Source organism: Acidithiobacillus ferriphilus, from assembly GCF_018854775.1.
Taxonomy (GTDB): Bacteria; Pseudomonadota; Gammaproteobacteria; order Acidithiobacillales; family Acidithiobacillaceae; genus Acidithiobacillus; species Acidithiobacillus ferriphilus.
The window spans coordinates 1-14504 of the sequence record NZ_JAAZTY010000020.1; the positions used below are offsets into that span (position 1 = coordinate 1).

The 14504-nt window shown below is 53.8% G+C and carries 18 protein-coding genes; 3 read left to right on the plus strand and 15 right to left on the minus strand.

What is annotated here, in order from left to right; all coding sequences use genetic code 11:
• The 7 genes from HF921_RS01570 to HF921_RS01600 form a co-directional block, all read right to left on the minus strand.
• Positions 1-996 (minus strand): FHIPEP family type III secretion protein (locus HF921_RS01570; RefSeq protein ID WP_215888617.1); only part of this gene is annotated, 996 nt, incomplete at its 3' end.
• Positions 989-2137, minus strand: coding sequence for an EscU/YscU/HrcU family type III secretion system export apparatus switch protein (locus HF921_RS01575; protein WP_215893180.1), 1149 nt, complete (start codon positions 2135-2137; stop codon positions 989-991). The genes HF921_RS01570 and HF921_RS01575, both read right to left, overlap by 8 nt.
• A gap of 3 nt (positions 2138-2140) precedes the next feature.
• Complete coding sequence (locus tag HF921_RS01580; protein ID WP_215893181.1) at positions 2141-2905, minus strand: flagellar biosynthetic protein FliR; 765 nt, start codon at positions 2903-2905, stop codon at positions 2141-2143.
• Positions 2890-3150 (minus strand): flagellar biosynthetic protein FliQ, encoded by a 261-nt coding sequence (locus tag HF921_RS01585; protein ID WP_215859657.1) that lies wholly within the window; start codon positions 3148-3150, stop codon positions 2890-2892. The genes HF921_RS01580 and HF921_RS01585 overlap by 16 nt, the downstream gene beginning before the upstream one ends.
• 14 nt (positions 3151-3164) lie before the next feature.
• Positions 3165-3563 carry a hypothetical protein gene (locus tag HF921_RS01590; RefSeq protein ID WP_215893182.1) on the minus strand — a complete coding sequence of 133 codons (399 nt, stop codon included), beginning with the start codon at positions 3561-3563 and terminating at the stop codon, positions 3165-3167.
• A gap of 38 nt (positions 3564-3601) precedes the next feature.
• Positions 3602-4927, minus strand: coding sequence for a FliI/YscN family ATPase (locus HF921_RS01595; protein WP_215888615.1), 1326 nt, complete (start codon positions 4925-4927; stop codon positions 3602-3604).
• Complete coding sequence (locus HF921_RS01600; protein ID WP_215893183.1) at positions 4927-5691, minus strand: FliH/SctL family protein; 765 nt, start codon at positions 5689-5691, stop codon at positions 4927-4929. The genes HF921_RS01595 and HF921_RS01600 overlap by 1 nt, the downstream gene beginning before the upstream one ends.
• A gap of 78 nt (positions 5692-5769) precedes the next feature.
• On the opposite strand from HF921_RS01600, the gene flgA reads away from it, so the two are divergent.
• From flgA to HF921_RS01615, 3 genes are read left to right on the plus strand one after another with little or no spacing between them, the layout of a single operon-like run.
• A complete protein-coding gene (flgA, locus tag HF921_RS01605) occupies positions 5770-6333 on the plus strand; it encodes a flagellar basal body P-ring formation chaperone FlgA (RefSeq protein ID WP_215888613.1) in 564 nt (187 codons plus the stop codon).
• Positions 6334-6345: 12 nt separating this feature from the next.
• The gene (locus HF921_RS01610) at positions 6346-6690 is read left to right on the plus strand and encodes a hypothetical protein (RefSeq protein ID WP_215888612.1); all 345 of its coding nucleotides are present in this window, start codon (positions 6346-6348) and stop codon (positions 6688-6690) included.
• Positions 6687-6977: a hypothetical protein gene (locus HF921_RS01615; protein ID WP_215893184.1), complete on the plus strand. Its 291-nt coding sequence runs from the start codon at positions 6687-6689 to the stop codon at positions 6975-6977. The genes HF921_RS01610 and HF921_RS01615 overlap by 4 nt, the downstream gene beginning before the upstream one ends.
• Before the next feature lie 17 nt (positions 6978-6994).
• On the opposite strand, the gene HF921_RS01620 is transcribed toward HF921_RS01615, so the two are convergent.
• The 8 genes from HF921_RS01620 to fliF form a co-directional block, all read right to left on the minus strand.
• Positions 6995-7723 (minus strand): sigma-70 family RNA polymerase sigma factor, encoded by a 729-nt coding sequence (locus HF921_RS01620; RefSeq protein WP_215893185.1) that lies wholly within the window; start codon positions 7721-7723, stop codon positions 6995-6997.
• Positions 7705-7983, minus strand: coding sequence for a flagellar biosynthetic protein FliQ (locus HF921_RS01625; protein ID WP_219616759.1), 279 nt, complete (start codon positions 7981-7983; stop codon positions 7705-7707). Before HF921_RS01625 ends, HF921_RS01620 begins: the two co-directional genes overlap by 19 nt.
• Positions 7984-8012: 29 nt before the next feature.
• Complete coding sequence (fliP, locus tag HF921_RS01630; protein WP_215860047.1) at positions 8013-8699, minus strand: flagellar type III secretion system pore protein FliP; 687 nt, start codon at positions 8697-8699, stop codon at positions 8013-8015.
• Between the two features lie 3 nt (positions 8700-8702).
• Positions 8703-9068 carry a flagellar motor switch protein FliN gene (fliN, locus tag HF921_RS01635; RefSeq protein WP_215893186.1) on the minus strand — a complete coding sequence of 122 codons (366 nt, stop codon included), beginning with the start codon at positions 9066-9068 and terminating at the stop codon, positions 8703-8705.
• Positions 9069-9072: 4 nt separating this feature from the next.
• Positions 9073-10269, minus strand: a complete 1197-nt coding sequence (fliM, locus tag HF921_RS01640; RefSeq protein WP_215893187.1) for a flagellar motor switch protein FliM — start codon at positions 10267-10269, stop codon at positions 9073-9075.
• A 4-nt stretch (positions 10270-10273) separates the two neighbouring features.
• On the minus strand, positions 10274-10906 hold the full coding sequence (locus tag HF921_RS01645) for a flagellar hook-length control protein FliK (protein WP_215893188.1): 633 nt from the start codon (positions 10904-10906) through the stop codon (positions 10274-10276).
• An 800-nt stretch (positions 10907-11706) separates the two neighbouring features.
• Positions 11707-12738, minus strand: coding sequence for a flagellar motor switch protein FliG (gene fliG / locus HF921_RS01650; RefSeq protein WP_215893189.1), 1032 nt, complete (start codon positions 12736-12738; stop codon positions 11707-11709).
• On the minus strand, positions 12738-14504 hold the full coding sequence (gene fliF, locus HF921_RS01655) for a flagellar basal-body MS-ring/collar protein FliF (RefSeq protein WP_215893190.1): 1767 nt from the start codon (positions 14502-14504) through the stop codon (positions 12738-12740). Before fliF ends, fliG begins: the two co-directional genes overlap by 1 nt.

A 14504-nucleotide genomic window follows, 5' to 3' on the forward strand; every position in this document is an offset into this window, starting at 1 on the left:
CACCTGCCACAAAATACCCGTCAATACAGCGTAAAACAAAAAAGCAACGTGGGGCATGCCGGGGATGATGCCTGTTATACCTAAAGTAACGGCGGTGATAAGCAACCCCTTGCGGTTGCCTCCGAGCACTTGCCCACTAACCAAGTGACCCACCTCACCTTCAGTGCCACTACGACTGACGAGGATGCCAGCCGCCATGGAAATGACCAAAGAAGGAATTTGTGCGACCAATCCATCTCCAATCGAAAGCAGGGTGTATGTTTTCGCAGCGGCAGCGAGTGATAAATTGTGCTGGAATACGCCAATGATCAGGCCACCAACAAGATTGATGATAATAATGAGTATGGCGGCGATGGCATCGCCGCGCACGAACTTGGAAGCACCGTCCATAGAACCGTAAAAATCCGATTCGGCGCTGACCTCATCACGACGGCGGCGTGCTTCGATTTGCGTGATCATGCCCGCGTTTAGGTCTGCATCTATAGCCATTTGCTTGCCAGGCATGGCATCTAGGGAAAACCGAGCGCCGACCTCAGCGATGCGGGAAGATCCTTTGGTAACGACGACAAAGTTGATAATGATCAGGATGGCGAAGACGACAATGCCCACGACATAATCTCCACCTACGACGAAGCGACCAAAACTTTCAATCACGATCCCCGCGGACTGAGTACCGTGAAACCCATGCAGCAAAATAACCCGTGCCGCGGCGACGTTAAGCGCCAAGCGAAGAAGTGTGGCAAGCAACAACACGGTCGGAAACGCTGAAAAATCGAGTGGTTTTTTGACGTGCAACGCAGCAAACAGGATAAGCAGAGAAAACGTGATATTAAAGGTAAACAACACGTCGAGCAGAATGGGTGGTAGGGGAACCACGATCATTGTGAGGATCATGATAAGTACCAGTGGCCCGAGCAGCGACTGATAATTCGCCCACAGTTCAACAGGAGCTGGGATGGCGCCGGACGAGGCTTTGATAGTTTGTGGATCAGCCATGTTGGGTTGCCTCCTCAAATTCTTTGCCGATCTTGGCGGCAAGTTCAAGCGATCCCCAGTCGCGCGGTGCTGCCCCACAACCTGCTTTGGCGCGATTCAATTGTTCCACGTAGGCGAGGACAACGGCTACGGCTTCATACAGGCCTTCTGGTATGGATGCACCAATCTCACCGAATCGATACAGACCACGGGCCAGCGGTGGGGCGGTAAGGATGGGGACTTGATGAGCGCGTGCCCGTTCCTTGATGCGTTCGGCTATCATGTCCGCACCCTTAGCCACCACCTGAGGCACGGCCATGGATTCCTGAAATTGCAGCGCAACGGCGTAATGGTCGGGGTTCACGATCACCACCGTAGCCGTTTCGACGGCCTTCATCATACGCATTCTTGCCATTTTGCGGCGCAGTGCCCGTATACGCGATTTAACAATGGGGTTACCCTCGGATTCCTTATACTCGTCCTTGATCTCTTCCTTGGACATTTTCATCTTGGTGGCAAACATTCGGCGCTGAAGGATGCCGTCCACCCCTCCTGGGATGAGCAGCAGCAAGGCAAAAATCATAAAATCTCCCCCCAGTGCCTTCAAACCATGAGGGATTGCGGCATGGGACGGCTCTGTCAGCAGCGCGAACCATTCTTCCCTCTGATCCCAGAGCATCAGACTCATAGCCGTACCTAACACCATGGTTTTCATGATATCGCCCAGCAGGAGCGTGGCGCCCTGTTTAGAGAATGGTTTCATGATCCCCTGCATCCAGGACAATCGACCAATGTCGAAGAATTTTTGCGGAGAAAAGGTCCATCCGCCGATGACAATTGTTCCGCCGACCGCCATCAACAAGGCTACCGTGCCAGCGATCAGAAAAACGCTGATGACTGTTCGCAAGTCGTTAAAGACATTACGAAAGAGGTCCTGAGGATTCAGCAGTGCGTGCGTCCCAACCGGTGGTGACAGGGAGATCACCAGATTATTGTAGAGATCGGCACCCGTCACTGGGGCAATTTTCAATAAAAGCCCGGCAACCCCGATAACCACGGAGGCCGAAGTAAAATCCTGGGAACGGGCAACATCCCCTTTTTCGCGGGCATCATCCAATCGTTTTTGCGACGCCTGCTCAGTGCGGTCTTCTTTTTCTGCCATCGTTCAGACCATCCGCACAGTAAGAGAGAAGATGTGTTCCACGAGTCGCGGTAGCCAAGGAATGAGTCCATAAAGTCCAGCCATACCCACAAGAATCAAGATCGGGAAACCGATGGCAAAAAGATTGATCTGTGGCGCGACGCGGGCAATCACCGCCATCCCAAGATTGGCGACGAGTACCATCATGATGACCGGTAGGGCGATGAGAATGCCGTCGGTAAATATCACCTGCCCATAGTTGGCTAGCTGCAACCAGCTCCAGTTTGGCCAAAAAAAACCTATTGGAAACACCTGAAAGCTCATGGCCACGACATGAAGCATTCCGAGGACGGCGCCATCGGCAATAAGGAGGAGCAAGACGCCAAAAGAGAATAGCTCGCTAAGGGTGTTGCTTTGTTCTCCATATTGCTGGGATACCGTAGTAGCAAACCCAAGTCCCATGCTCAAAGCGATCCATCCAGCGGCTAGCTCGATGACTCCCAGCATGGCTCGGAAAAGGAGACCAAGACTAACGCCAATCACCATTTGCACCGTCAGGACGATCACGGCAACAGCCATGCCCGGCCATGTAATGGCGGTTGGCAGTGTGGGGATAATGGCCCAGGTGACTGCAACGCCAAAACCAAGTCTCCAGAAGGTCGGCAACCAGCTAGAAGAAAAGAACGGAGCCACCGATATAAAAGCCAAAATACGGGTGAGCGGCCATACGGCGGTTTCCACCCATCCGTCGACTTGTGCCTGTGTAAACGTAATCAGTGTTGCAGCCATAGCGGCACCGCTTGAGCAAGTTGTTCAAACCATTGCGTAAATGCGGATACAAAGATCCACCAGCCAAAAATAAAAATAATCCCCGTGACGATTATTTTTGGAACAAAAGAGAGCGACACATCATTCCAGTGCAGCCAGGCTTGTAGAATGGTGACCAACAACCCGACAACGACCGTGGCTAAACCAACCGGGAGAAAGGCGATCATTGCGTACCAAAGATCCTGGCGGAGTAGTTTGGTGATCATGTCAGTAGTCACTGTTAGGTAACTCTCGGTCGCGTACAGAGATTGTCGTTGAGACGCTGTTCTTGCTGCCGTTGAGTGGTTGCTTCCCCTTGCTGCTGTTGTGTGGAGAGATGCATGATCTGTCGCTGCAAACGTTGGGCAGCGACAGCCGTAGTGGCGGTGACCGCCTGCGTTTCCTGAAGGTGCAGGATGGTGGAATGCTGAAGATCCAGGGCCGTGCGCATGGCTTTATGGAAGTGCTGGGCACCGAGAAGCAGGTGAGTTGGGCATCCTGAATCCTGATCAAGCCATTCTCGGGTGCGCACTTCCAGCTTGGCTGCATGTTGTAAGAACAGGACTTCATGTGCCGTGGCTTGTTGCAGTCGGCGCTGTTGCTCAGCGGCCTGTTGTGCCGTAATTTGCACTTTTCTCATGGCCACGGCCTGCAAGAGTTTTAGTGTTTCCGGTCGCATCAGTTCGCGCTTCCGATAGCCATTTGCAGGTCGCGGAGGCTGTCTGTGAACCCGCTAGATTCCGTCGGCGATTGCTGCAAGAACTGACGCAATGCTGGAAATTGCAATACAGCCTGATCTAGCAATGGGTCGGACCCTGCGGCATAGGCGCCGATGGCAATCAGATCCGAGCGCTCTCTATAACGGCCCCACAAATCTAAAAATTGCTGAGCTGCTTGTCGGTGTTCCGGCGTCGTTACCAACGCCATTACCCGACTCGCGGACAACGCCGGTTCAATGGCCGGGAAAACCCCGTTGGCAGCGAGATCCCGAGTGAGAACGATATGTCCATCAAGGATGGCTCGAGCGGTATCCGCTACCGGGTCCTGCAGATCATCTCCTTCCACCAGCACCGAATAGAAAGCAGTGATCGCCCCGACTTCTCCCGTTCCGGCACGTTCGGTCAATAAGGATAAGGAAGAGAATGCCGAAGGCGGGTAGCCTTTGGTGGCGGGTAATTCCCCCGCCGCCAACCCTACTTCGCGGGCGGCCATGGCATAGCGTGTGAGGGAGTCCATGATCAGCACGACCTTCTGGCCCTGATCGCGAAAATGTTCGGCAATGGCGGTGGCATACTCGGCACCACGCATGCGCAGCACCGGTGGCGCATCTGCTGTAGCCACGACGACCACCGCATGCCGTAGACCATCCCCGAGAATATCTTCCACAAATTCCCGGACCTCGCGACCGCGTTCACCGATCAGCGCGATGACAGCGACATCGGCCGCGGCATGTCGTGCCATCATTCCGAGGAGGACGCTTTTACCCACACCACTGCCAGCGAACAGGCCGACCCGTTGCCCTTCTCCTATCGTCAGCAGGCCATTGATAGCACGAACTCCGACATCTAGAGGCTCCCGGATGCGTTGGCGACGCATGGGGTGTGGCGCAGGGCTTTTCAGCGGGCGACGCTCTGGAGCAAGCAGGGGACGTCCGTCCAGCGGTCGGCCCATGGCGTCGACGACACGCCCAAGCAGGGCCGAGCCGACCGGTACCGAAGTGTTTTGCTCCATCAGGGTAACCAGCGCACCGGGAAAAATACCGCGTAGACCGCCAAAGGGCATGATGGTGGCGCGGTCTCCGGAAAATCCGATGACCTCACCCAAACGCCATCCCTCCGGCGTTTCCAGCCGGGTATATTGGCCAATCATGGCGGATACGCCTACGGCTTCGAGGGCCGTGCCATTGACGCGTAGCACATGACCAGAAATGGGCGGTGGCCCCCAGTCGCCAAGGGTGGAGGTGAGATCTCGCAAATGTATTTCGGCTTGGGCTAGCATCCGCATCAGTCGGCCCCCGTGAGCTTGGAAAGGGCTTCCCCCCAACGAGTTTCGATCCGGGCATCCCATTCCGGCATGGTGAATCTTTCGGCACCAGTCGTCTGTCCGGATGTTTCCGGCGATCGGGCCTGCACGCGCACCCCACCCCGTTCCATGAGTGGATCAGGAGTAATTGTCCAAGCCCCAGGGGCTGAGTCCTGCAGGCTTTCAATATCGTCTGGATGCAAGACCAAGTGGGGCGTCAGAGTGGGCAATGGTAGTGTCTTGAGCAAATTCTGCAATTGTTGCTGGAGTGCGCCCGCCGTGGTTTCTCGCGTTTCCTTGCGAATTACAAAACGAGCCACATCCAATGCGATAGAAAGTGTCATCCTCTCTACGAATTCTCTCGTTTCTTCTTCCCAGTTGGCCAACTCTGCGGCGAGGGTTCGGAGAAAAACCACCTCCGTCGCCGCAGCAGCTAAACCTTCAGTATTTCCGGCGATCCGGCCCTCCTGTTTTCCAGCGATCCAGCCTTCATCTTTCCCAGCGGTGAAGCCTTCGCCATACCCTACTGTCCAGCCATCCCTTTGTGCGGTGGCGAACACTTGCGCTTGGATCTCTTCCGCCGTTGGCACAGATAATGCACTCTCCTCTAGCCGGGGCTCCTGACCTGAAGCGTCCAGACTGGAAAAAAGAAAGGGGGTAATGTGTGTTGCATTCATAAAGGGCATATATGCAATAAATATACCGCCATACTTGTTTTCTTTAGCATATATATTATTCAAGCACATGCGGGGAATCTGGCCGAATGGGAACGCGCGACTTCGGTAGTGCAGGCGGCGCGCTTGGTCTTGATTCGGGAAAATCCTATGCCCGATGCTCAGGTAACTGCGCTGGCACCAACGACGCATGGTTGGCTGACCGCCTGCCGAAGTCCGCTGCAGGCACGAATGACGGACCGTAGCGCCTGGACGGCAACTGTGGCGGTGTCTTGTGCTACGCCGCGTTGGACCATTTATGTGCCATTCACTTTCACACTATGGCGACCTGTTGTCCTGGCCGCGGACTTTTTGCGCGCAGGTGTCGTAATAAAACATCAGGACTTGACCGTTCGGCGCGAGTTGATCTCGGCGGAGACGGGCCCGGTCTGTTTTTCTGAGGAGGCCGTAGTTGGGAAAGTTTTAAATGCCAATGTAAATATTGGAGCGAAGATTGACCCACAAAACCTAGTGGCGCCAGAAATCATTCATCAGGGGCAGCAGGTAACTCTGGAAGCCCGCTTTGGGAATGTGCGCATACGCGCCGAGGGCATTGCCCTGAATGATGGGCGTGTCGGTTCCGCGCTTTTGGTACGCAACACAGAAAGTGACAAAGTGGTCACTGGAATCGTTCAACCGGATGGAAAGATATTGCTTACACCCGGTAAATCATAAGGGGATGGCTTGATGAAGAAAAAATATGTTGCCCACCTGGCTGGGGTAATGGAAAATCTGAGAGCCATGAACGTGCTACTTGATGCCGAGAGGTTGGCTGTCTCGAATGGCGATTATGACCGACTGGTGCAGGTTGCGGATGAAAAAACGCGACTTATGGAGTCTTTTCAGATCGATGGCGCAATAGCGTCGGAGGTTAGAGAGTTGTTGCAGGAAGTCTTACAGAAATCGACAGATAATGGTATGATGGTTGAAAGTGCGTTGCGTTTTTGGCGAAAGGCACACCAACAGTTGATGCACCAGTATATAGGCGGTGAGGTTGATTCTTCGCCGTTCGCGGTGGGAGGACAGCAATGAACAATCCATTGGGTGGTGTAAGCAGTGCCAGCGGTGGTTCTTTGAGTTCCCTAGAGACCAAAAACGCGGTATCACGTACGCCGATATCGTTGCCGGCGACATCAAAAAAAGCTGTCCAACCAGTGATGGGTGAGGCTGTTCCACAACCGGTTTCTTCTGATCTTGCGCATCTTGCGCGTCTTGAAGGTCTGCGTGGACAGGTCCAATCTGGAAACTACGCGGTAGATGCAAAGGCCACTGCAACGCGTTGGTTGGCAATCTCAGCGGCAATGGTAGCTCAAAAGTGAAGTGATGTCTGCGGCGGCTAGACTGATTCGGCATCAAGACCCTGCGCCAACAAAAAAGCGCGACATTTGGTGATTCCTTGAGTAACCCACTTTAGAGCAGTATTCTTGCTCTTGAATCCCATCACATACGCAACATCTTCCAAGGTGAGTTCTTCCAAGACGTATAGGGAAAGAGCGGTACGCTCTTCCTCCGATAAGGCAGCGATAGCCTCCGTTAAAAATGTTTTAGCCTCATCGCGCTCTGCGCGGTGATGTGGCTGCGCAGTGTCGTCCATGAGTTCCGAATGCGCAGGAAGCACATCCTCCAAATATAGGGGGGCGGCGCGTCCGATTTCACTCCAATGCTGATGGAGTTCATGGACCGACCATCCCATAGCTTCGGCCAACTCCTGGTCATTAGGATAGCGCTGTAGGTGTTGAATGCAGTGGGCCGCTCCGATCTCCAGCGTTTTATTTTTTTTTCGCAGTCGACGTGGTGCCCAATCTTCTTCCCGCAGCAGGTCTAACATGGCGCCGCGAATGCGCACAGCCAGCAGTTTGACAAATTCTTGCGGCGCAGCGAATCGTTGATGGTGACCTGCGCATGCCCATGCGGCCAGCATACCTGCCTGCACGAGGTCATCGTATGCGTTACGCGAGGGCAGACCGTCCTGAATCCGTTGAGCCAGACGTAGGATCAGCGGATAATATTCACGCAGGTAGGCATTGGTGTCCTGCTCGCAGAGTGTTATCGGTGCTGAACCCAATGCGGGATCTCCATATAGAGCCGTGCCATGTAATGGGTATAGAGGGATACGAGCCAAGGACCGCCTATGAACAGGACCAGCACAATAAGGAATGCCTTGGGCACGAATCCGACGCTCATATCCGAGAGTTGCGTGGCCACCTGAACAAAGCCAATGACTACTCCTGCCACCAGTGCGGCACCAAGCAGTGGTAACGCCATCAAAACTCCGGTGTGGGCTGCTTGCGTAACAGCGCTCAACATCCATCCATCATGGATCATTTTGAATCGCCTTTATGGATACTCGGGCGTCATGAAAAACTTCTGACGAGGGTGCCCGTTACTAATAGCCAGCCACCGGACAATACAAAAAGCATCAATTTTAAGGGGATGGAAATGGTCTGCGGAGAGACCATCATCATACCCATGGCCATGAGTACTGCCGCGACCAGCAAATCAATAACCAGAAACGGCAGATATACTAAAAAACCGATCTCGAATCCCGATTCCAATTGCGAAACGGCAAATGCGGGTATCAATACGCGCATGGGAATGGCCGCTGCTGTAGGCAATGCCTTTTTGATGCCATCCATGCGCAGGAACTCTGCAGTGGCATCCTTGGTGGTGTTTTTCAGCATAAACGTACGTAATGGTGTAGCACCTATACTTATCGCCTGAGTAACGGTAATGGTTCCTGCTTCTAGGGGTTCCAAGGCGCGCTGGTTGATTTGTGACCAAGTGGGTTGCATGACGAAGAACGTCAGGAAAAGCGCCAAGCCAATCAATACAATATTAGGCGGCATCGTGGACAATCCCAAACCCTGCCGAAGCAGGGAGAGGACGATGATAATACGGGTAAACCCAGTCATCATCAGTACAATGGCCGGCACAAACATCAGCATCGTCATCAGAATAACAGTCTGCACTGGCAACGAGTATGTTACCAAAGCACTCGCCTTGCCGGTGGCGGCTGCAAGCAGTGGAACTCCTCCGGCCATGGTTTATGGCTCCCGGGGATTTTTGATTTGTTCGCTTCGGTTGACGATCGATGTCAGGCGCACTCCAAACCGTTCCTGATTGACCAATACGGCCTCGCCGTAGGCAAAAAGTTCGCCATTAATATAAATCGTCAAGGGTTCCCCAGATGCACGATCAAGCTCCACTACAGACCCTTGAGACAGTTGCAAAATGCTTTTCACCGGGATCCGCGCACGCCCCAATTCCACGGAAATGCGCATGGGAACATTGAGAAGCATGTCTAAGGAGGGCTTGCCGCCAGGAGGAGCCGGTATTTCCCTATTCTCGATCTCATCGATGGTTGCAGAAAAATCTTCCATGGGGAGTGCGTTCACAGAGTTTTCAGCCATATTGTTATTCCTTCTTTATCTGAACCGCTTTCAAGATGTCTTCCTCATCAGGAGACCGATATTGGGTGATGCACAAAGCATATTTTCTATTAGACACTCCATATCGCCCATCCCCAATGGGAATATCTTCGACAAAAAGCGTCGCGATGTCAGGTTTATCAAAAGGGATAATATCCCCCGCCTGAAGCTTGGAGGCTTCACCAAAAGTAATATTTCTTGCCGCGAGCAGAACGGTGGCCTCAACGCAGGCATCCTGAATATCTTTGTGCAAAGCTGTTTTCCAGGTAGCATCCATTTCCGTCTGATCTGCGGCAACGCCCGAGATCAATTGTTCACGAAAGGGCTCGACGGAATGGTATGGAAAACACACAAAGAACTTGCCACGCCAGCGCTCCATCTCGATTTCAAAGCTACTGGCTACCACAACTTCTGGGCTTGCGGCGATGCCCACAAACTGCGCCTTGACATCGGATCGCGTGACTTTCATCTGCAGCTTGACGATTGGATCCCAGGCGGAGGTGAAATCGGCAATGGCATGGTCTATGATCTGGTTGAAAACGCGCTGTTCAATAACGCTGAAATCACGTCCTTCTAATTTGGGCTCAAGTTTGCCATTGCCGCCAAAGAACGCCTCGATGACGGCGTAGCATAGGTAGGGATCCAGGATAAACAGCATCGAACCACGTAGTGGGGTCATACTGACCATTACAAAGTAGGAGGGCAACGCAATTTTCCCGATGAAATCTCCGTATTTGGTCATCTGCGCTGAAGTGGGTATGATGTCGGCGTTGACGCGCAGATAATTAAATAGGCTACCGCGAAAGGCGCGCGCGAAGCGATCATTCAGCACCTCCATGGTCGGCATGCGACTACGCGCAACACGGTCCTGGTTGAGAAGGTCGACAGATACCGCATTGCTCCTACCCACTTTCTGATCTCCCCGCTTAGATTCGGAACTGGGGACGGATTCCGGTGTTGACCGCGGTGTGGGGACGGAGAGGGTGCTTACGGGTGGAGTGATTCCCAGACCCATCAAGGCATCAATATCATCCTGAGAAACCGCCGTATCACCGGCTGTTTCCGTAGCATCCGCACTTGCCGCCATCAAGGCATCAATATCATCTTGGTTGACGGTGGCAGATATCGTTTCAGGTGGCGAAGGGTTGGCGCCCTGCAAGGGGTTCTTTTCATCTGTAGACATGTCGTTATATCCAGGACTCAAAGCCCGTAACTGTGGATGTTACGGAATCAATGGCCAATGATTCCGGGTTTTTTGGCACCGTTGGTGATGGGCGAGAAGATGATTCTCCAGTGCGCCCATGATTGGGAGTGTGACCCTGTGCGCCAGACCCGAAAGTTCCAAAAGCGTTAGTGCTCACCTCCACGAATGCATTGGACCCAAGACCAGACAGACTCTGGCTGATCTGCGGTAAGGCTTGCTGGAGCAGTGCTTGCGTTTGGGGGTTGGACGCCTGTAGCCACACAGAAATCACGCCATTTGCACCATTCGATGCTTGCATGGAAATGGGGCCGAGGTGATGTGGATGCACCTGTATTTGTAGCACGCTGCCCTGTTGTGTTTGCCGAATACGCCCGGCGATGACGTGCTGCCAGCCCGGCTGAGTCAGGTCGATGGGCGCTAACTGGTTCCATGATTCCTGAATGGCAGATGAGTTGGTGGTGGCTACTGACGGGTTAGCAACCCCTACGAGGGGGGCGCTTCCGGTAACCAGTAGGTTCACCCCACTTGCTGTCAAGGTTGCCGGGCTGTTGAGCCCGTTTGCCGCCGTGCTTTGAGAGACTTGAATAGCAGCATTAGGTACTACCACCTGTGGCATAAGTGCGGCAACCTTGTTCGTGATTCCGACAGGTGTTTTGTTCTTATTTTCGACATAAAGTCGCATGTGCATGTTTATTTGGTGATTATTATTGCCAGTATATGATGATATTACGACACCCCTGGGTGCGTGCCGTGCCTTCTGGTGCAATAGAACGCTTTCTCCCGGGCTCATATCCGCGATTTGGGTTGCTGCTTGATGCGGATTGATAGCGTGGCCATGCCGGATACCCTGCGGAAGCAATGGCTCCATGGATCGCGCCACCGGTGTGGCCGTCGACGACTGCTGCACAGATTGTTGAAGCGACGTCCTGTACCCTTGCGGGTGTAGTTTGGTTACGGCTCCATGGATCATGGCAGAATGTGGGCCTGATTCTGAAAGGGCAGTAATGTTGGTTGAAAGTTTGGTTCCTGATGTTGTTTTTGCTATATCATTTTGTGCGTGCGAAAATGGTTGCAATCGTCCCTGACCGGACCTCGCTGATGCCATACCCCTCGGGTCTACCGTCTGGTTATTCACCGGTATGATGCTTGGTGCCTGTGTCGGAGCGAGCAGTGCATTTGTATTGGATGGCGGTACTGATTGTGCTCCAGTCCCGCTAGTAGTTGTACCAGCGGCGCTTCCTGGGTCTTTCCGGGATGCTGCTGGATATTGCTGCAAGGCTTTGTGAGTCTGCGTTTTTGCTATTTGCAATTGTGCTGAGAAACTAGTTGGAGTGGCTTGATTTAACACTTTAGTGTTGGCCAAGCGCGACCCTTCTGGCGACGACGCTGGTAAGTCTGTATGAATAATATTACGCATCAGCCGATCACCGCATCTTCGCCGCCACGATTGAGGACGATCTGGCCGGATTGATCGAGCTTCTGCGCGACCGACAGTACGGTGCGTTGAGCGCTTTCCACCTCGGATAGGCGGATAGGGCCCTGCGAAGCCATCTCTTCACGAAGCATCTCGACGGCACGCTCAGACATGTTGGCAAAAATTTGAGTTTTAAGGATGTCCGAGGCGTTTTTCATTGCTGTGACCAGTACATTTCGATCAATGTCGCGAAGGATCAACTGTAGAGAGCGGGCATCCAGTTCTTTCAGGTCTTCGAAAGTAAACATGTTGTCTTCAATTTTCTGGGCGAGCACGGCATCCAGTCCACGCACATAGTCCAGAGAGGACTTCATGCGACTGGGTTCAAGGCGATTCAGCACTTCCGCCGCCGCCTTCGGACCACCACTATCTCCCTGAACAATGGTATTGGTAATTTGTCCAGACAACTGCTGATCCAGAACTTCATTGAGTTCTCGAATTGCGTTGGGAGCCACCGGGGCCATCGTCGCGAGCCGAAAAACGATATCCGGGATAATGCGGTCGGGCAGGTTGTGCAGAACGTCACCCGCCTTATCCGCTTCCAGATGGGCCAAAATCGAGGCCACGATCTGAGGATGTTCAAAGCGAATCATTTCAGCTATCGTCTTGGCATCGGCCCACTTAATGATTTCCAGGCCAGCATACTCACCACCCGTAACAATCCGATCCAAAACTTCTGTGGCCTTGTCTTTTCCGAGGGCCTTGGCCAGCACCTCGCGGAGATAGGAATCACCTTGACCGCCAACGGAGGTTTGGTGCCGCAATCGATCCACAAAATCCTGCATGACGGTTTCCAGCACTTCCCGGCTAATTTTGCGGGGTCTGGACATGGCTGCGGCAAGCCGTTGTACCTCTCGTGGCGCAAGTTTTTGCATGAGCACCGCGGCCTCATCCGGACCAATGCTCAGCAAAAATGTCGCCGCATAGTCGATCCCTTTGTTTAAATGACTACGTCCTGGCGATATGTCGGCCATCAACTTTCTCCTTCGCCCAAGTCACCAATCCACTCGCGCACTACTTGCAGCGCCCTGGTACTATCACTGCGGATTAAGGTTTTTATAGTCTCCATATTTTCTGCCAGTCGTCCTTCTCCAACGCCCGAAAAGTCCAGGACCGCGCCATCATCATTCAGTACCCGTGGTGCAGTGCCAGCCCCACGCCGCTGGTCCTCAGATACAGGGCCTTGCGCTACTACGGCATGAGATACAGCTTCCAGTCCCCGGCGTTTGGGTAGCCCTTGCATCATTTCCCGGATGGGTTTTCTCAGTAGGAGAAGAACCACTAACGCAAAGAGGAACCATTCAATAGCATGCCAGATTCTCCATGGAGAGAGCTGTTGCCACCAAGCACGGTGGACTGTCGGCGTCGCACGGAACGGCATGGCCTCCACATCGACCGTGCCATTTTGCGCCGATGCATGGATGGAGTTGTCCACCATTTTCTGCATGGATTGCAGGTCCTGGGCAGTGAATGTCTGCATATTGGAGATTGTTGTTACCGTTTTTTTCGCAGCGGTCGCCGCGCCTTTTGTAGAGATCGTGGATGCCGTTGGTGCAGCCACCAGTGTGGCCGTCGCGGTGGATGGCAGAACGGTTCCGTTGACCAGTACGGAGACCGACAGGTTTCGTAATCGCCATGGTGCATCCTTCTTAAAAGCAACCGTTTTATCGAGGACATAACGAAAATGCTGGTCGTTTTTTTGCGAGGCGGGGATCATCGCCTTGATTTCGCTCAAGGTTAGCGCTGTAGGAGCGCTGCTGATCGGGGCAGTCAGCGGTGCCAGCGGCGCCCCTGGTGGTTGATTGGACAGGGCACCGGGAATACCAAACGAACCGCCATCCAGATCCCCTTTCCTGTGTGCCGACAACAGGGCTGCCGTCACCACATGCCCCACTCCGTAAGTCACCGCGCTGCGCTGTCCCTTAGCAAGATCCAGGCGAGCATCGACGACGACCCGGACATTCCGAGCACCGCCAACGAGGGGAGCCAGAAGAGCCAATATCTGCTTCCGGTAGTGCGCCTCGACGCTGTTCTGCAAATGCAGTATCCGGGAAGCGCTGGCTCCATGCGTCTTCGCGGTCAGCGCGTGACCGTTTTGATCAACCACCGTTACATCCGCGCTGGATAGGCCGGGGATGCTGGATGCTACCAGATGCGTAATACCAAAGACTTGTTGGCTGCTCAGCGTTACGCCTGGCATCAGTTGTAGCGTGACACCAGCCTTAGCCTTCGGCATCGTCTCAAGGAACGGCGTGTGCTCGGGAAGCGCAAGGTTTACCGATGCCTTTTCAACCCCGTGGATGGACTCGATATCGCGCCCCAAGCTGGCTTCCAGGGCGCGCAGATAGGTCGTGTGTTCTACAAAGCTGGACGTGCCCAGTTTCTCATTTTGCAGGTGTTTCCATAAGGCGCTGGATGCCTGTGTCGGCAGCCCTTGCTCAGCCAGAGTCAGGCGTACCTGGGCAGCATCCGCCGCAGGCACTTCAACGGTAGAGCCACCCTGCTTTAGCCTGAACGGGGTACCTTCTTTTTGGAGAAGCGCAATCACGGCGCCGCCTGTTTGCGGGCTGAGACCAGAATACACCACGGCGTAATCGGTATGATTCACCCAGGCCCAGATACCAAAAAGGGCGGCAAGACCCATGGCTCCGGTGCCTGCTATCACCAGGCGTTTTGATTGGCTGGCTTCTGCCCAGGTGCGCTGTAGGCGATCGCTGATCTCTTGTAGCCTGGATGCCAT